Source organism: Aliarcobacter vitoriensis, from assembly GCF_048320235.1.
Taxonomy (GTDB): domain Bacteria; phylum Campylobacterota; class Campylobacteria; order Campylobacterales; family Arcobacteraceae; genus Aliarcobacter; species Aliarcobacter vitoriensis.
The window spans coordinates 1,349,479-1,367,664 of the sequence record NZ_CP182882.1; the positions used below are offsets into that span (position 1 = coordinate 1,349,479).

20 protein-coding genes are annotated in these 18,186 nt (G+C 26.3%); 9 read left to right on the top strand and 11 right to left on the bottom strand.

The genetic code is table 11. The features are described from left to right. Positions 1 to 20: 20 nt before the first annotated feature. Genes ACNSOS_RS06765 through ACNSOS_RS06795 form a run of 7 tightly spaced genes read left to right on the top strand, consistent with a single transcriptional unit; the run spans position 21 to position 7,050 of the window. The gene (locus tag ACNSOS_RS06765; protein ID WP_418184684.1) at positions 21 to 1,970 is read left to right on the top strand and encodes a TonB-dependent receptor plug domain-containing protein; all 1,950 of its coding nucleotides are present in this window, start codon (positions 21 to 23) and stop codon (positions 1,968 to 1,970) included. Continuing rightward, the gene (locus ACNSOS_RS06770) at positions 1,970 to 2,968 is read left to right on the top strand and encodes an LLM class flavin-dependent oxidoreductase (RefSeq protein ID WP_418184685.1); all 999 of its coding nucleotides are present in this window, start codon (positions 1,970 to 1,972) and stop codon (positions 2,966 to 2,968) included. The genes ACNSOS_RS06765 and ACNSOS_RS06770 overlap by 1 nt, the downstream gene beginning before the upstream one ends. Further along, positions 2,961 to 3,974, top strand: a complete 1,014-nt coding sequence (locus ACNSOS_RS06775) for an ABC transporter substrate-binding protein (RefSeq protein ID WP_418184686.1) — start codon at positions 2,961 to 2,963, stop codon at positions 3,972 to 3,974. Before ACNSOS_RS06770 ends, ACNSOS_RS06775 begins: the two co-directional genes overlap by 8 nt. After that, a complete protein-coding gene (locus tag ACNSOS_RS06780) occupies positions 3,967 to 4,971 on the top strand; it encodes a FecCD family ABC transporter permease (RefSeq protein WP_418184687.1) in 1,005 nt (334 codons plus the stop codon). Before ACNSOS_RS06775 ends, ACNSOS_RS06780 begins: the two co-directional genes overlap by 8 nt. Next, positions 4,971 to 5,735, top strand: coding sequence for an ABC transporter ATP-binding protein (locus tag ACNSOS_RS06785; RefSeq protein ID WP_418184688.1), 765 nt, complete (start codon positions 4,971 to 4,973; stop codon positions 5,733 to 5,735). Before ACNSOS_RS06780 ends, ACNSOS_RS06785 begins: the two co-directional genes overlap by 1 nt. Before the next feature lie 8 nt (positions 5,736 to 5,743). Next, positions 5,744 to 6,550 carry a class I SAM-dependent methyltransferase gene (locus ACNSOS_RS06790; RefSeq protein WP_418184689.1) on the top strand — a complete coding sequence of 269 codons (807 nt, stop codon included), beginning with the start codon at positions 5,744 to 5,746 and terminating at the stop codon, positions 6,548 to 6,550. Continuing rightward, positions 6,547 to 7,050, top strand: coding sequence for a molybdopterin-dependent oxidoreductase (locus ACNSOS_RS06795; protein ID WP_113909237.1), 504 nt, complete (start codon positions 6,547 to 6,549; stop codon positions 7,048 to 7,050). Before ACNSOS_RS06790 ends, ACNSOS_RS06795 begins: the two co-directional genes overlap by 4 nt. 105 nt (positions 7,051 to 7,155) lie before the next feature. Here ACNSOS_RS06795 and ACNSOS_RS06800 read toward each other — a convergent pair whose 3' ends face one another. From ACNSOS_RS06800 to ACNSOS_RS06825, 6 genes are all read right to left on the bottom strand, one after another. Then, a complete protein-coding gene (locus tag ACNSOS_RS06800) occupies positions 7,156 to 8,211 on the bottom strand; it encodes a restriction endonuclease subunit S (RefSeq protein WP_418184690.1) in 1,056 nt (351 codons plus the stop codon). Positions 8,212 to 8,270: 59 nt separating this feature from the next. Then, complete coding sequence (locus ACNSOS_RS06805; RefSeq protein WP_418184691.1) at positions 8,271 to 10,289, bottom strand: HsdM family class I SAM-dependent methyltransferase; 2,019 nt, start codon at positions 10,287 to 10,289, stop codon at positions 8,271 to 8,273. A gap of 72 nt (positions 10,290 to 10,361) precedes the next feature. After that, entirely contained in the window at positions 10,362 to 10,667 is a 306-nt protein-coding gene (locus ACNSOS_RS06810) for a CcdB family protein (RefSeq protein WP_418184692.1), read from the bottom strand. Beyond that, entirely contained in the window at positions 10,667 to 10,912 is a 246-nt protein-coding gene (locus ACNSOS_RS06815; protein ID WP_113909225.1) for a type II toxin-antitoxin system CcdA family antitoxin, read from the bottom strand. The genes ACNSOS_RS06810 and ACNSOS_RS06815 overlap by 1 nt, the downstream gene beginning before the upstream one ends. A gap of 77 nt (positions 10,913 to 10,989) precedes the next feature. Continuing rightward, complete coding sequence (locus tag ACNSOS_RS06820) at positions 10,990 to 11,163, bottom strand: hypothetical protein (protein WP_418184693.1); 174 nt, start codon at positions 11,161 to 11,163, stop codon at positions 10,990 to 10,992. Positions 11,164 to 11,289: 126 nt separating this feature from the next. Next, entirely contained in the window at positions 11,290 to 11,511 is a 222-nt protein-coding gene (locus ACNSOS_RS06825; RefSeq protein ID WP_418184694.1) for an addiction module protein, read from the bottom strand. Positions 11,512 to 11,625: 114 nt separating this feature from the next. Here ACNSOS_RS06825 and ACNSOS_RS06830 point away from each other — a divergent pair, with 114 nt between their 5' ends. Next, entirely contained in the window at positions 11,626 to 11,748 is a 123-nt protein-coding gene (locus ACNSOS_RS06830) for a hypothetical protein (RefSeq protein WP_418184695.1), read from the top strand. A gap of 218 nt (positions 11,749 to 11,966) precedes the next feature. On the opposite strand, the gene ACNSOS_RS06835 is transcribed toward ACNSOS_RS06830, so the two are convergent. The 3 genes from ACNSOS_RS06835 to queF all read right to left on the bottom strand — a co-directional run bounded on the left by ACNSOS_RS06835 (position 11,967) and on the right by queF (position 13,548). After that, complete coding sequence (locus tag ACNSOS_RS06835; RefSeq protein WP_418184696.1) at positions 11,967 to 12,374, bottom strand: YqaA family protein; 408 nt, start codon at positions 12,372 to 12,374, stop codon at positions 11,967 to 11,969. Between the two features lie 204 nt (positions 12,375 to 12,578). Further along, positions 12,579 to 13,160 (bottom strand): DNA-binding protein, encoded by a 582-nt coding sequence (locus ACNSOS_RS06840; protein WP_418184697.1) that lies wholly within the window; start codon positions 13,158 to 13,160, stop codon positions 12,579 to 12,581. A 10-nt stretch (positions 13,161 to 13,170) separates the two neighbouring features. Further along, positions 13,171 to 13,548, bottom strand: coding sequence for a preQ(1) synthase (queF, locus tag ACNSOS_RS06845; RefSeq protein WP_222718434.1), 378 nt, complete (start codon positions 13,546 to 13,548; stop codon positions 13,171 to 13,173). 117 nt (positions 13,549 to 13,665) lie between these two features. On the opposite strand from queF, the gene ACNSOS_RS06850 reads away from it, so the two are divergent. Next, entirely contained in the window at positions 13,666 to 14,625 is a 960-nt protein-coding gene (locus ACNSOS_RS06850) for an NAD(P)-binding domain-containing protein (protein ID WP_418184698.1), read from the top strand. Positions 14,626 to 14,651: 26 nt separating this feature from the next. Here the strand turns inward: ACNSOS_RS06850 and gyrB are convergent, their stop codons facing one another. Together gyrB and dnaN are read right to left on the bottom strand one after the other, a co-directional pair. Continuing rightward, positions 14,652 to 16,967, bottom strand: coding sequence for a DNA topoisomerase (ATP-hydrolyzing) subunit B (gene gyrB, locus ACNSOS_RS06855; RefSeq protein ID WP_418184699.1), 2,316 nt, complete (start codon positions 16,965 to 16,967; stop codon positions 14,652 to 14,654). 12 nt (positions 16,968 to 16,979) lie between these two features. Further along, on the bottom strand, positions 16,980 to 18,050 hold the full coding sequence (gene dnaN / locus ACNSOS_RS06860) for a DNA polymerase III subunit beta (protein ID WP_418184700.1): 1,071 nt from the start codon (positions 18,048 to 18,050) through the stop codon (positions 16,980 to 16,982). Positions 18,051 to 18,186: the final 136 nt, after the last annotated feature.

An 18,186-nucleotide genomic window follows, 5' to 3' on the forward strand; every position in this document is an offset into this window, starting at 1 on the left:
ATAAACAAAGGAAGAAGAAAATGACAAAAAAATTGAGTTTTGCAGTTGCAACTGCAGTTATGACATGTTCATTGCTTGCCAATGAAACAACTTACTTAGGTGAAGTAAATATAATAGCTGGAAATAATTATGATAGCAAATTTAAAAGCAATCAAATTTCAAGTGAAGATATGAAACTACAAGAAAAAAATACGGTTGTAGAGGCATTAAATACAATTAGTGGTATAAATATATATGGATATGGAGCAAGAGGTGAACAAACAATATCTATTCGAGGTTTTAGTGCAAGGCATGCTCCTATATTTATAGATGGTATTGCTATAAATGTTCCAAGTGAAGGTTATGTGGATTTATCAAACTATACAACTTTTAATTTAGAGAAAATTCAAGTAAGTAAAGGTTTAACTTCTACTCTTTTGGGAGTAAATACTTTTGCAGGTGCAATTAACTTAGTTACAAAAAAACCAACAAAAGAGTTTGAAGGTACAATATCTGCTGGAGCATTTAGTGGAGATGGAAGAAAAGCTTATTTAAATTTAGGAACAAATCAAGGTAAATACTATATCCAAGCTAGTGGTTCTTATTTAGATAGAGATTATGTTCCTATGTCGAGTAATTTTAACTCAAATTCTGTTCAAGATGATGGGCATAGAGTAAACTCATACAAAGAAGATAAAAATATAAATCTTAAAGTAGGATATACTCCAAATGATACAGATGAATATGCTATCAACTATATAAATCAGAAAACAAATAAAGGAATGCCTGTTAATGTTTATACAGATGGTAAAAAAGGTAATCCTTATAGACAATGGGATTATTCAGATAAAGAGAGTTTTTATTTTCTTTCAAATACAAACTTTGATTTAGGGTATTTAAAAAGTAGAGTTTTCTATGATAAATATGAAGATAATATGCTTTTCTTTACTAATGAAAAATTTAATAAACAAAAATTTGACCCTACACCTTATGATGCAACTACAAAAGGTATTTCACTTGAACTTGGGCAATATGATACACAAAGAAATAGTTTAAAATTAGCTTTTCATGCAAAGCAAGATACACAAAAAGACAATGATAGTGGAATAACTTATGTTAAGAAAATGGATTATTTATCAATTGGTTTAGAAGATACTTTTAGAATTACTGATGATTTTAGAGTAATTGCTGGAATTAGTTATGATAAAGATAAAGTGAAAGAAGCTAACAATAAAAATCCTGACGCAAACTATAGTAATGAGTTTGAACATGCTAATTCTGATTCATTCAATCCTATGATTAAAGTTGAGTATGATATTGATGAAACTTTTGGGCTTTATGCAGGAGTTGCTAAAAAAACAAGGTTTGCTAGTTTAAAAGAAAGATATTCTTATAGATTTGGTAGTTATATTCCAAACCCAGAATTAAAGCCTGAAAAAACTATCAATTATGAAATTGGAGCAAATAAAATATTTGATAATCAAGGTATAAAATCTGTATTGTTTTACTCTGATGTAAAAGATTTTATACAAGATGAACTTATAGATGCAGTAAATGATATTTCTCAAAATAAAAATATTGGAAAAGTAAAACATATGGGTTATGAATTAGAATATTTCTATTCATTTGATGAAACTTTAGATTTTGATGCAAGTTATACAAGACTTTTAGCAGAAGATAAAGATAAAAAAGTTGATATAACAGATGCTCCAAAACATAAAATTGCTTTAGGTGTAACATATAGACCAATCAAAGCTTTAACAACAAATGTAAATATGCAATACTCTTCAAACAGACATACAGCTTCAAATGATAGAAGTAAAGATACAAGCGGTGCAGCTATTTGGAATGCAAAAATTGCTTATGAACTTGTAAAAGGATTAACTATTGATGTAGGTGCTTCAAATATATTTGACAAAAACTACGAATATAACTATGGCTATCCAGAAGCTGGAAGAGTTATATACTCAAATTTAACATACAAATTCTAATGAAAACTGCACTTTTTGCACTTTTTGAGAATTGGGAAGGAGATTTCCAAAAAGCAATAACAGACCAAATTGATTTGGTTTGTTATGCTGAAAATCTGGGTTTTGATGAAGCTTGGATAACAGAACACCATTTTAACAACTTTAGTGTAATTCCATCTCCTTTAACTCTAGTAAACTATCTTTTAGGAAAAACAAAAAATATCAAAATAGGAACAGCTGGAATTTTACTTCCATATTATAATCCTATAAAACTAGCAGAAGAAATAGCCACTATAAAAGCTTTTGATGATAATAGGTTTTTATATGGTATTGCAAAAGGTGCATTTGCTATTTATGATAAAACTTTTCATACAAATGCTTTAACAAATAGAGAAGTTATGTTTGAAGCAAATGAACTCATACAAAAACTTTTACGAGAAGAACAAGTAAACTTTAAGGGTAAATTTTTTTCTTGTGAAGATATATCAATTCGCCCAAAAATAAAAGATAAATTTACAATTTTTTTAGCTTCAGAATCACTTGAAGCGATAGAAAAATGTGCAAAAGATGATTTTGGACTTATTGGAAGTTTAGCTTTAAGCAAAGAAAAGATGAAAGAAATCTTCACGAATTTCCAAAATTTTAACCCAAGTAAAAAGCTATCGTTTAGAGTAGCAAGAGGTATAAATATAGGCTTTGACAAAAAAGAAATAGAAGAAGAAACAAAAAAAAGTACAGATATATTTATCAACTCAATGCGACTTTCAAAAGATACAAATCCAACTTTAGCAAAACTTCTAACATCTGAGTATATTGATATTAGAAATACCATATTTGATAAAAATAGAATTTTAGAAAACTCTATTTATGGAACTCCAAAAGAGTGTATTGAACAAATAAAAGCTTTAAAAAATGAGTTTGATATTGAAGCAATACTTCTAAAGCCACTCACAACTTCTACAAAAAGAGCAAAAGAAGTTTTAAATTTATATATAAAAGAGGTAAAACCTTATGTTTAAAATAGTTTTTTTAATTTTATCTTTATGTTTTTATGCAAATGCAAACAGCTACAAAGATATGTTTGATGAAAATATAGAGATAAAAAAAGTAGATAAAATTTATGCCTCAACTCCTACAATTTTATACTCACTTTATGCTGTTGATAAAAGTAAAATTGCAGGATTGAATTTCCCTTTTAATGAAATAGAAGCAAAATATATAGATGAAGATATAAAAAATCTTCCTATTATTGGTGGTTGGTTTGGAAAAGGAAATACTCCAAATAGTGAGATGATTTTAAAAATAAATCCAGATGTGATACTACTAAGTGAAACTTCAAAAGAGCAAAGTGAAAAAAAAATAAAAGATAGTTTGGGAAATATAAATATTCCATTTTTCTATATCAAATCTTCAACTTTAGAAGATATTATAAACTCATTTTCATATTTAGGTAAATTAACTTCAAATGAAAAAAGAGCAAAAGAGTTAGAAGATTATGCAAACAAAGTTTTAAATGAAGCAAAAGAAGTATCAAAAAAAGTTACAAAAAAACCAAAAGTGTATTATGCTCAAGGAAATAATGGACTTGAAACTGAATGTGATAGTTCTGTAAGATCTGAACTTATAACTTTTGCTGGTGGACAAAATGTACACAAATGCCAGAATTCAAACACTTATGGAAAACAAGCTATAAATTTTGAAAAAGTTTTATCATACAATCCAGAAGTTATATTGGTTTATGAAAAAGAGTTTTATAAAAAGATTTACAATGACCCAAAATGGCAATTTATAGATGCAGTAAAAAATAAAAGGGTATATTTCTTACCAAAAGGACCATTTTCTTGGTTTGATAGACCACCATCTTTTATGAAAATATTAGGTCTTAAGTGGTTACTTCATATCTTACACAATGATATTTATCAAATTGATATAAATAAAGATGCAAAAGAGTTTTATTCACTATTTTTAGGCTTAGAAATAAGCGATGAGCAATTAAATCATATTATGGGAAAAGATATTGAATAAATATCTATTTTTGATTATTGCTTTAGTGGTTTTGATAAATAGTTCTCTATTTATTGGCAACTATGAAATTTCATTTGATAACTATTTAAATTTTCTAAAAGCACTATTTGGTTTTGAATCAAATCTATCAAAAGAGCAATATGACTTATTAAAAAGTATCATCTTTGATATTAGATTACCACGAATTATAGCTGCAGCAATGATTGGGGCTTCTCTCGCAATTTCAGGAGCTTCTTTTCAAGCTATGTTTGTAAATCCACTTGTTTCTCCTGGAATTTTGGGAGTTTTAAGTGGTGCTTCTTTTGGAGCAGCTTTAGGCATGGTTTTAGGTTGGTCTTGGTTTTTCATAAATCTTAGTACATTTATTTTTGGTTTTTTAGCAGTAGTTTTTGCACTTTTTATCTCTTATATTTATTCAAATGCAAAGAATATGATTATCCTAGTTCTTGGTGGGATTATTAGTAGTTCGCTTTTTGGAGCATTACTTTCCATTTTAAAATATAGTGCTGATCCTTATGATACTCTTCCAGCGATTACTTATTGGCTTATGGGGAGCTTATCTTTTAGTACTTCAAGCATAGTTTGGAATTTAACTATTCCTATGCTTTTAGGAGTATTTATTTTGATTTTTCTATCAAAATACCTAAATGCCTTAAGTTTAGGAGATGAAGAAGCAAAAGCTTTAGGAGTTGATACAAAAAAAATTAAAATTGTTGTTATTTTAGTGGCTACTTTTATAAGTGCTTTAAGTGTTATTTTAGCGGGGATTATAGGTTGGATTGGGCTTATTATTCCACATATTGTAAGATTTTTATTTGGAGCAGATAACAAAATAGTTCTTCCAATAAGTGCTATTATAGGAGCTATTTTCTTGCTTATTGTTGATAATACTTCAAGAATGATATTTAGCTTTGAAATTCCCATAGGTATTGTTACATCAATTATTGGAATACCAATATTTATTTTGGTTTTAAAAAATGCAAAAAAAGGTTTTTAATGCTTTTAATTGATGCAAAAAATATCTCTTTTTCTTACCAAAAAAAAGAGGTTTTAAATGATATAAATTTTGAACTTCATCAAGGAGATATATTATCTTTGATTGGGAAAAATGGTTGTGGAAAAACCACTTTATTAAAAATACTTTTGGGAATTTATAAAAGTAGTGGAAATATAAAAATATTATCAAAAAATATCAATGATTATAAAAATAAAGAGTTAGCAAAACTCATATCTTATGTTCCTCAAACACATCAAATACCTTTTGATTATACAGTTTTTGATGTAGTTTTGATGGGAAGATTGGCACATATAAATCTATTTTCAAACTATTCACAAAAAGATATTGAGATAACTATAAAAAACTTAGAAAAAGTTGGCATTTTACATTTAAAAGATAAAATATACTCACAAATTAGTGGGGGAGAACGACAACTAGCCTTTATTGCTCGTGCTTTAACACAAAATGCAAAAATCATATTTATGGACGAGCCTGTAACTGGACTAGATTATGGAAACCAACTAAAACTTTTGAAGTTTTTAAAAGAGTTAGCAAATGAGGGATATACTTTTGTAAAAACAACACATTATCCAGATCATGCTTTGTATGCTTCAAATAAAGTTATGATGTTAAAAGATGGAAAAGTTTTGGATTATGGGACAGTTGATGATAAACTAACAGTTGAAAATATAAACCAACTTTATGATGTAAATGTTGAGATAATATCAAAAGAAAATTATAAATTCTGCATACCAAAAATTTAGGAGAAAAAATGGCACTAGTAAAAACAAATTTAGATGAGTTAAATTTTTCAAAACTGTATAAAAAACAGATGAAAAACTCTACTTTTAAAAGTAAAAGTAGCAAAGATTGGGATAATAAAGCAAAATATTTTAGTCAAAATGTTGTAAATAGTCCTTATACAAAAGAGTTTATAAGCAAAGTGGATACAAGTGATTGTGAAACTTTACTTGATGTTGGAAGTGGACCAGCAACCATCTCTTTGGCTCTTGCAAAAAAGCTAAAAAATGTTTATGCTCTTGATTATTCACAAGAGATGCTAAATTATGCAAATGAAAATGCAAAAGATAAAAATATAGATAATCTTACAACAATTCATAAATCTTGGTATGACTCTTGGGAAGATGTACCAAATACTGATATTGTAGTTGCAAGTCGGTCAATGGAAGTAAAAGATATAAAAAAAGCTTTACAAAAATTAAATGATAAAGCAAATAAAAGAGTTTATATCACTACAAAAGTTGGTGGAAGTTTTATAGATAAAGAGATACTAGAGCAAATCAAAAGAGATATTATTCCAAGACCTGATTATATATATTTAGTAAATTGTTTACATAGTATGGGAATATTTGCAAAAGTTGATTTTATCAAAACAAACTCTTCAAAATTTGATACACCAAATGAAGATGATTTTATACAAAGTTTAAAATGGAGTTTAGGTGATATGTCAAAAAAAGAGGAAAAAATCCTAAGAGAGTATTTTAATACAATATATAAAAATAAGAAATCAAAAGAGACTATAACTTGGGCATTTATTTCGTGGGAGAAAGAAGTATGAAAAAAATATTTTTAGTTTTGATATTTTCATTATCGCTATTTGCAAATGAAAATTACAAAGTATCAACAAAAGTTGAAGTTTCTGGTTTAGTTTTAAATAAGCTATCATTAAATGTAGAAGAGCTTGAAAAAATGAGTTATTTTAAAAGTGGTTCAACTCCTGTTATTTGTATGAGTGGAGAAACAAAAGACAATGTAGAAAGCTATGAAGGTGTCTTGCTAAAAGATATTTTAGATAAAGCTGTTGTTGATATAACTAGCAAAAAAGATTTTAATAAAATATATATTCAAGTTGTTGCAAGTGATGGCTATGATGCAATTTTTTCATATAATGAAGTTTTTAATACAAAACTAGGAGATAATATAATAGTTTTTTATAAGAAAAATGGAGAATATCTTAAAGATTATCAAGGTAAAATCGCACTAATAAGTATAGATGATATAAGAAATGGACCAAGACATATAAAATGGCTTGAGAAAATTGTTGTGGGAAAGATTTAACAATCTTTTATATTTAAAATATTTTAATACAATACATAAAATTTAAGGATTATGAAATATTTTTTTACAATTTCATAATCTTTAGTTTATTTAAAAATTATAAAACTAGCTAACTATACTCTTTATAGTAGATATTTTTTTATTAGCATATAAAACAACATCTTTTATAACTAGTTTTTGAATAGCTGAAATAAATATATTCATAAGTTTATAATTCAATTGATTGTTTTGTATTGGTAACTTTATTAGTTGATTTGCAATAATATTTACACTAAAACTTGAACTCCCCCAAGAAAAATAACTAAATGATTTTGTCATTGTAGTAATAAAAAATAGTGCATTTAAGTTATTAAATCTTTTATCTTTTGATTTTATAATTTTTATTTTATCACCAGTAAAATATGGTTTTTTTTGATAAAACATTGTTGCTGTATCTTGCCCAAAAGATATCGTATTTCCATCATTTAAAAATTCTTCATCTTCATTTATATAACCCCTAATACCATTATTTAAGCTTGTTCTAACAACATAAGGATTACCAATTTCTGAAATATCTACCTTATTTGCATCAAATCGTTTTTTATAAGAATTTATTTCAAATAATTCTCCAATTTTAAAATCTTTAAACTCAATTTTACTACTTATAAAATCATCTAAAACTGCTTTTTCTTCATCATTCAAAGTATAGTCTATTAGATTTGCCGCCGCCAAATAAGCTTCTAACTCTGCTATATGATAAGCTTCTAACTCTGCTATAAGGCTTTCCATAAACTCAAAATCTATTTTTTCATTTTTAATTGGGAGTTGAATTTTTAAATTTAAAAATATTTTATCTACATCTCTGACAAGCCCAGATAATAAATTCTTTTTTTGCTTGTTTAAAATTGTTGTAAAATAAATAATAGATCTTTTATTAAGTTTAAATTTTGGAATTATTTTTCTAATAAACTGTCCAGCATACCAAGGTTTTTCACGATAAAAAAAGTCCATTTGTAAAAGCCCCAAACTCCAATTATCTGATGCATTTATATTTTCTTGATTTACAAATCCTGTTTCTTGCAAAATTCCTTGATTTTGTGATGTTCTAGTAATATAATCATACTCTGAACCATTCGTAAGCTTATCTTTATTAAAACTCAATGTATTTTGAATTTCAAACAAATCTCCAAGTTTATATTCACCCCACTCAATACTTTCTAATTTTTTATTGAGTAGGGTTTCTACTTTCCCAGACTATTATCTCTTACATTTTGCTTTAAAATATTACTTACTTCCCAAGATAGATAATCACTTACAGTTTTTTTAAAATCTTCTAAAGTTGGCTTACTATTTATAATCTTATGCTGGTCAAAATTCCAGTCTGTTCCACTTTGATTTATAAAATCTTCTATATATACTTCTTTTAAATTCCAGTTTGCATCTATTTTTGCATTTAACCCTGCTTTATAAATTTTGATAATATCTGAATATCTTTTTGTAGGTTCATTTATTTCTTGTAATGCCCTACTTGTTCTTTTATATCCATCATCTCTAAAATCTATAAACTTTACTGTTTGTTCAAAATCATGTGGTTTATGTGCTTCAAATATATAGATACTTGTTTGAACTCCAGCCATAGGTTGAAATAAATCAACAGGCATTTTAATACTTGCTTTTAGTGTGTGATTTTTTAATATTTTCTTATTTGTAGAAACTGCTTTTCCACTTCCTGCCGAATCTTGTATAATAATTGCTCCTAATCCGCCTTTTTCCATCTTGTTCAAACCAAATTCAATAAAAGGCATACCATTTTCTTTATAACTAAAGGGTGGATTTAGTAGTAGTTTATTTGCTTTAAAATCTGTATATAGTTTTTCTGGAGTATCAAAAGTATTACCTTTTTGTATATTTGAACTTCCATCTCCTCTTAAAATCATATTTGTTGCAGCTAATGTAAACATTTCAGCATTTAATTCAACTCCTAAAAGTTGCTCTTTTTTGATATTTTCTATTTTTTCATTTGCTTGGCTTGTTTTTTTACCATAAAGATTTTCGCTATCTTGTATCATAAGCTCCATTGCTGAAATTAAAAATCCAGCTGAACCTGTTGCTAAATCCATAACTTTACTATTTTGATTTACATCTAAAATTGTAGCCATCATTTTAGTAACATATGGTGGAGTTAGAACTATACCTATCTCTTTTCCATCTCCCAAAGCATATTTTAAAAATTCTGAATACATCTCTCCCATAATATCAAGATGCCCTGCCATAGCATCAATAGATAAAAATATATTATGATAAATAAAAGTAAATATTTGTTTATTACTACTTTCATTTTTATTTAAAAATTTTGATACTTCTTTATCTAAAACTGTTGGTTCATCTCTTTGAGAATCTTTTGAAATTTCCTTAAAACTAGACAACATAAGTTCTTGTTTATCGGTAGGAATATCTCTAAAAGTTAAAAACTCCTTGATTTGGTTTATTATTTGAACTCCATCTCTTTTAGTTTCACTTTGTATTGCTTTTAAGTCATCTGGAACTAAACCATCTTGAATAATTTTTCCTTCTTTATCTACTACATTTTGCATAGATAAAAGCATACCTGAAACATATAATACTCTTTGTGGAGCGGTTATATTATGATTGTGCATAAGTTTGTTTAGGCTCTTTGCATACTTTTGTAAAGTTGCTTGAGAGTTTATAAGTATTTCGTGTTTTTCTTCTTCTGTTAAAATAGCACTATTATAAAATTCATCAAATGTTTTTTGATTTTCAAGAAAATCAAGAGTTGTTATATTGTCAAGTAATTTATAAGAGTGTTCACCCGAACCATAAACATAGTAAACTTTTATTTCAATAGTTTCCTTACAATCTCCTACAATTCCAATAGCAATTACTTCGTGGTATTTTCCAGATGCTATCATTCCAGTAGCATAATATAAAGCACCATTTACTGCAAAATCTCTTATAGATTTTTCATCAAATCTTATTCCATCTTTTGTTTCAGAGATAAGTTTTTTACTTCCTAATTTATTTTCAATAATAGTAGGTATTTTATATTTTGTAAGACTAAAATCTGGTTTACCAAAATTTGTTCTATTTTCTGTTTTTGCTCGACCCTTTAATGCCTCTTTTAAATATTCAGGAATTGCTGATTCTGTATAAAAATCTTTTTGGTTTTTTAAACCTAACTTTTCAAATTTGGCTTTTACCCAATCATTTATATGCTCTTCTAATTGATATTTTTGTGCCATTTATTCCTCTTATCTGTTTATTAAAGTTTGTATTATATCTTTATGTAAATTTATTATCATTTATCTTTTAAGTTAAAACCCTGTTATCAAAAAATCTATTGAGTTTAAAATCTCATCTGCTTTATCTTTCAAAGAGCAAACTTTATTTCCAAAGTTATCTGTTGAAATAGTTGAAATTTCTTGTGTTGATAATACAACTTCTATACCATTTATACTAAAGTTTGGATTTAAAATATTTATAGTTTTATTTGATTTTCTCATAGGAATTACAACTCTTGAAGATAAATCTTTCAAAATATTATTTTGTATATCAATAATATATGGAAATTTCTCTTTTGTCATTTCATTTATATTTTCATAGACATCAAATTGAGCCATCAAAAACTCCTAAAATGGTCTGAAAAAAGCCCTTGTTGTTTTACTCTTTGATTATAATCTTCTATTGCTTCTTTATTTTGTTTTTCCCAATTTACTTTTTCATACTCTTGTATCAATTTTTCAAGAGTTTTTTCAACATTTGCAGAGATATTTATTTTGTATTGTTTTGCTTTTTCTAGTAATTCAGAGTTTATGGAAATATTTGTAGCTTTTTTCTTTGCATTTTTATCATATATTGCTGTCATATACATATCCTTTATACATATAAATATTGTGTATATTGTATCATAAATATTAGTCTTTTAAACTATATAACAACTTATCATTCAACTCTATCTTGCCAATAGTTTGGTTTTCTACTATTATGCATAACAGATATTATCATTATTTGATTATTTACAATTTTATAGATTATAGAAAATGGGAATTTATTTAAAATATACCGTTTAAATCCATATTGAGAATTTACCCAAGAGTTTGGAAAATTTATTATCACACTATATCCATCTTCAAGTTCAAGTAAAAATCTATCTCCTAAACCTAGAAGTTGTTTTTCATACCAAAGATATGCTCCTTTAATATCTTATGCAACATCAGGGTGAAAAACAATTTGCTTAAACATTTAGCTTAATACTCTTTGTTTTATTTCATTCCAACTTTGAGTTTGAACTTGTCCAGATTGTATTTCTTCATATCTTTTTTTAGAAAGTTCTAGCCATTTATTTTCCGAACTTTCATCGTGTTTTTCATCCATTGAAGCAATCAAAAATTTTATAAGATTGTTTTTTTCATCTTGTGAAAGTTCTTGTATGTCATCTATAACTCTATTCATAACTTTAGTCATAGTAACTCCTTTTGTCATATTTTTTATTATATCAAATTATTTTAGTCTTCATAGTAATAAGTATAAATTATATAAATTTATGTAATATACAACAAGATATTTAAGGATTATAAGATGTATATAAAAAGATTAGTTAAAACTCCAAAAATCTTTTCTATTGATACGGGAGTTCTTTGTCATCTGCTTCAAATTAGTACAGAAGATGAATTTAACAAATCTGTATTAAAAGGAGATTGATTTTATTTTAGAGTATTCAAATAAAATTATTGCGCTTGAGATAAAAGCTTCAAAAACAGTTAAAAAAGATGATTTTAAACATATATATACTCTTAAAAATGAACTACACAAAGAGTTTGATAAAGGAATTGTTTTATATATGGGAGATACATTTTTACAAATTGATGAAAATATGTATGCTATTCCTATTGGATTTTTGAAATAAATTATAAATTTTATTAGATTATCAAAGCTATAAATAGGTACCTTCCTAACTTTGATATTATTACTAAAACCAAAAATATTTTAAAATTATATTTCAAAACTCCAGCTACAAAAGTAATAGGATCACCAATGATTGGTAACCATGCAAAAAGAATAGAGAAAGCTCCATATTTATCAAAATATTTTTTACAAAGATTTATATATTTCTCATTTACAAAATTCTTATTTACTAAATATTCTTCTCCTTTTAAACCCAAATAATAGTTTAAAACGGAACCTAGTACATTTCCCAAAGTGGCAAAAAATAAAAGTAAAAAAAGATTATAACCTTCTAAAATGTTGTAAATCAGTAAAGCTTCACTTCCAAGAGGAAGGAGGGTTGCAGACAAAAATGCTGAAAAGAATAGTATTAAATATGTCATTTTTCCCTTTTATTATATATTAAAGATATATTAGCTAAAATCACAATCTTTAAAAGTAGCATTGAGAACACAAAAAGTGTTTTGAATGCTCCTTTTTAGACCCTTTCAAGCATTACTAAAGACAACGCCCCAGGATGGGAACATAGCAAGGCACCTTTTTTAGTGTTGTGTTTGAGTATCTGGAAAGGAGTACTTTTTGTACTTCTAAATCAAATCTTCAAAATCATCATTTAAAATCAAAAGTTTTTTATCAGTTTTGTTATAAATAAATCTTTTATCATCATTTTTTATAGCTTTAAATATGATATTTTTTATTTCAGCTTCTGTTTTATTTGCTCTTTTTAGTATCATAAAAAACTCTTTTATAGTTATAAATTCACTTTTTTTATCATCACTTTTTTTTTCAATTTGTGGCTTATATATAGCTCTCATTTCATTAAAAGCACTTTGTAAAAGTTTTATTTCACTATTAAAAACTTCTATTATTCTTTTTTGATTTTTTTCCAATCTTTCTATTTCAGAAACATATTGGTTTCTCATCCATTTTATAGATTTTTTTAAGATGATTATTTGTTCATCTTTTGCTTCTATTAATTTATCAAAATTAGTAGTTTCTTGAACATTTTGTGTATTACCTTGTTGTATTAAATTATCATTTATATATACAAAAGTTTTTCCATCTTGTTTTAGTGATTTTAGTTGATTTTTTTTTATACGGTAGTGGATACCTTGTAAAGATAAGCCTAAAATTTCTGCTGCTTCAGAAGTAGTAACTAATCTTTCCAAGACATTTCTCTTATACTTTTGAACTATCTATTTCAATAACTGTATGAACATTTCCTCTTGGTTTAAAATCTGCTATAACTTTAAGCCATCGTGGTTCTAATTTAGAAGAAAGTGTATCAAATATCTCATTTGCTGAATTTTCATGAGAAATATATCTATTCATAAAAGAGTTTATATATATTTTTAGTGCTTTTAATTCTATGACTTTTTTATTTGGGATATATTGTATTTTTATTGTTGCAAAATCAGGGTAACCACTTCTTGGACATTTTGCCATAAATTCTGGTAACTCAATATCTATTGTATAGTTTTTATTATGCTCATTTGGCCAGAAATTTTCAGGATTATTTATATCAAAATCTAAAATCTCTTTTTCACCATATTTTATTTCCATTAGTAACCTTTTTTCAAATAATTAAGAAATATTTTATCCAAATATCTCTTATAAAGCTACTTTATATAAATCAAGTATAAAATATAGATATATTTATCATAGGATTTAATTATGAACAAAGAAATTTTTGATATTTTGATAATTGGAGCTGGTGTATCTGGTGTTAGTTGTGCGATTGAAGCAAAAGTAAAAAATATTGATAATATTTTAGTTTTAGAAAAAAGTGACAATTTTTTCGATACTGTAAGAAAATTTTACAAAGATGGAAAAAGAGTAGATAGAAACTGGAAAAATCATATTGTTGATATTATTGGAAATATAGACTTTTTCGATTCTACAAAAGATGACACTCTAAAATATTTTGAAAATCTTTTAGAAAAACATAATATAAATCCTTTGTACAATAGTGAAGTAGAAAAAGTGATAAAAAATAGCGAAAATATATTTGAAGTTTACTCAAAAACTCAAAAATTTTTAGCAAAAAATGTCATCATCACTATTGGAAAAATGGGAAAACCAAATAAACCTGATTATAAAATACCTTTAGAAATTCAAAAAATAGTAAATTTCAATCTTGATTCCTGTACAAAGAATGAAAATATTTTAGTTATTGGTGGTGGAAATAGTGCAGCTGAATATGCTTATAGCCTTATTGATGATAAAAATAGTGTAACTTTAGCTTATAGACAAAAAAGTTTCTCAAAGATCAATGAAACAAACGAAAACATACTAAAAGAGTATGAAAAGACAAAAGCTTTAAATATAAAATTAGCCTGTAATATATTAAGTTTAGAAGCTTGCGAAACAAAAGTAAAGGTTTATTTTAGCAATGAAGAAAGTAGTGTTTTTGATAGACTAATTTATGCTATTGGTGGTACAACTCCAACTGATTTTTTGAAAAATTGTGGAATACAAATCGATGAACATCATAAAGCCATTTTTGATGAAAATTTTGAAACAAATGTAAAAGGGCTATTTTTAGCTGGTGATTTAGCCGCACACAATGAAGGTTCTATTGCTATTGCTTTAAATCATGGTTTTAAAATAATAGATTATATTTCAAAAAGATAATTTGTAAGGTATAAAAACCTTACAAATTATACATCAAGATGTTCAACATCTTTTGCGTGAGATTCTATGTAGTTTCTTCTAGGTTCTACTTCATCACCCATAAATAGAGTAAATGTATCACTAGCAGCTTCTGCATCTTCTATTTTTACTCTTAAAAGTCTTCTATTTTCAGGTGTCATAGTTGTTTCCCAAAGTTGCTCTGGATTCATCTCTCCAAGACCTTTATATCTTTGAATATATGCACCTTTTTTAGCTAAAGATTCTATTTCTTCAAGAAGTTCTATTAAATCTTTTCCATCAAATAGTGTTAAATCTCTATCTTTTAATTTATTATAAATAAATGTAGATTCACTAAAATATGGTGATGCAAAAAGTTCATCATTTATTATAAGTTCTTCTAGTCCTTCATTTGTTTGTACAAAAAGTTGAATTCTATCATCTAAAACTGTTTTAGAAAGTATGTTATAACCTCGTGCTTCTAAAAACTCTTTTACTTTTTCATACAATACACTATATTCTAAATTTACTAAATCACTATTTTCAATCAAATGTTTTAAAACTTCAAGTAAAGAGTATCTTTTTGCTAACTGCTCAAGCATAGCTCTATATCGTGCTACTTGTTTAAATAAATCTAGTAAATCGTTATATCCCATACCTTCAAACTCAAAATTTTCAAGTCCATTTTCAATTAAATATGAAGATAAAGCACCATTATCTTTTAAATATATTTCATTTTTACCTTTTTTATATCTGTAAAGAGGTGGTTGAGCAATATATAAATAACCTTTTTCAACAACTGGTCTTAAAAATCTAAAGAAGAATGTTAAAAGTAGAGTTTGAATATGGCTACCATCAACATCGGCATCCGTCATAATGATTATTTTATGGTATCTAATTTTCTCTTCATCAAAATCTTCACCAATACCACAACCAAGTGCAGTGATAATATTTCTAATCTCATCTGATTTTAAAATCTTATCAAGTCTTGATTTTTCAACATTTAAAATTTTACCTTTTAGTGGTAAAATAGCTTGATAAACTCTATCTCTTCCTTGTTTTGCAGAACCTCCTGCACTATCTCCCTCAACTAAATAAAGTTCTTTTATAGCTGGGTCTTTACTTTGGCAATCTGCAAGTTTTCCAGGAAGTGTTCCAACACTCATAGAGTCTTTTTTTCTAGTCAATTCTCTTGCTTTTTTGGCAGCTTCTCTTCCTCGTGCTGCCATTAAAGCTTTTTCCATTATTGCTTTTGCATGAGTTGGATTTTCTTCAAAATATTTATCTAAATTATCACCAGTTAATTTTTGTGCAATTGGTCTTACATAAGAACTTCCTAGTTTTCCTTTTGTTTGACCTTCAAATTGTGGTTCTGGAACTTTTACAGAAACAACTGCTATAAGTCCTTCTCTTACATCATCACCAGTTATTTTTGTATCTTTTTCTCTTGCACTTGCATTTTCACTTAAATATTTAGAAATACTTCTTGTAAGTCCAGCTTTAAATCCTGCTTCGTGTGTTCCCCCATCTATTGTTCGTATATTATTTACAAAAGATAGAGTTTTTTCTATATAAGTGTCGTTATACATTAAAGCAATATCTACTTCAACACCATCAACTTTATCACTAAAAGATACAACTTCGCAAAGTGCTGTTTCTTTATTCATATCTTCAACAAATTGTTTTATACCACCTTCAAAATGGTAAACTTCTTTTAATTTTGCAGCTTCATCTTCTAAAGTTATAGATATGATTGGATTTAAATAAGCAACTTCTTTAAATCTCTTTTTTAATATATTAAATTCATATTTTGTAACTTCAAAAATAGTATCATCAACTAAAAATTCAATAACTGTTCCAGTTTTTCTAGGACTATCTCCAATAACTTCTAAAGTTCCTTGTGGAATTCCTTCTTTGAACTCTTGATAATGAATTTTTCCCTCTCTGTAAATTGTCATTTTTAGATGTTTTGATAAAGCATTTACAACTGAAACCCCAACTCCGTGAAGTCCACCTGAAACTTTATATGTGTCTTTATCAAATTTTCCACCAGCATGAAGTACAGTTAAAGCAACAGTTGCAGCACTTATACCTTCTGTTGGGTGAATTGCAGTTGGAATACCTCTTCCATCATCTTCTATTCTTGCCCAACCATCTTTTGTAAGAGTTATTTTTATATTTCTACAAAATCCAGCCATTGCTTCATCAATAGAGTTATCAACTACTTCATAAATTAAGTGATGAAGACCATTTATATTTGTATCTCCAATATACATACCAGGTCTTTTTCTAACAGCTTCAAGACCCTTTAAAACTTTAATATTACTAGCACCATATTCTGACATTATGTTTCCTTTTTATTTTTCTAAAACTATTGGCATTACAACTGTAATGAATTTATTATCTTCTAAGTAAAATGGTAAATTTGATTCATTAAATCCAATTTTTATTTTTTCACTATTTGTCATACTTAAGAAATCAAGTAAATATTTTGCATTTACAGCTAAATAAAAATCATTTGGGATATTTAGCTCCATATCAACTTGAGTGTTTGCAACACTATCTTCATCTAAAGACTCAAAGATAATAGAATTTTGTTTAAATGTGATTTTAATATTTGAAAATAATGAAGTTACAAGTTTAATAGATTCTACAAATATATTTTTTGGAATATATAAAGTATTTTTTAAAGTTTGTGGAATAATTCTTTCATAATCAGGGAATTTTCCATTTATTAGTTTTGTAAAGAATTTTGTATTTTCATTTGCAATTACTAAATTTGTATTATCATAAGATATTTTTGCATTATCTAAAAACAATTTTTGGATTTCAATAATTGCTTTTTTAGGAATAATTAATTGAGCTTCTTCGTTTGCCATATTTTCTAAATGTGATAAAGCAAGTCTTCTAGTATCTGTTGATACAAAATTTATTTTTTGACTTTTAATATCTAATAGTGCTCCATTTAGTTCAAATTTAGGATTATTATTGTCTATTGCTGGAGATATTTTTTTAATAGCATTTATAAAATTTATAGTAGTAATAGATAAATCTTTTAGATTTTCATATTTATTTATATTTGGAAATTCATTTGCATCATAAGTTGGAAGTTTAAAAGTTGATTTACCTTGTTTTATAACTAAATTATTTGAAGTAGATTCTAAAATAATATCTTCATTTTTTAATCTTTTGATTATTCCTAATAGGTTTGAACCATTTACAGTTGTTTTTCCATCTATTGTTTCATTTACATTATCCAATATAGTTTCTAAACCAATTTCATAGTCAGTAGCTTTTATAATTAGATTGTTGTTTATAGTTTCTAAATATATGTGAGATGTTATTGCACTTGAATCTTTTTTCTCTAAAAATGGTTGCATTGAACTTACAACATTTTCAAAAGTAGATTTGTTTATTACCAACTTCATTTTTTCTCCTATTTTTTTATTTAATTTAGTAAAAGTAGTAGTTTATGTGAAAAGATGAAAATATCTACTTAAACACTATAAAATCGATATTTTAAATAGTGATTAAATATTAAAATATATTCACATCTTTTCACAA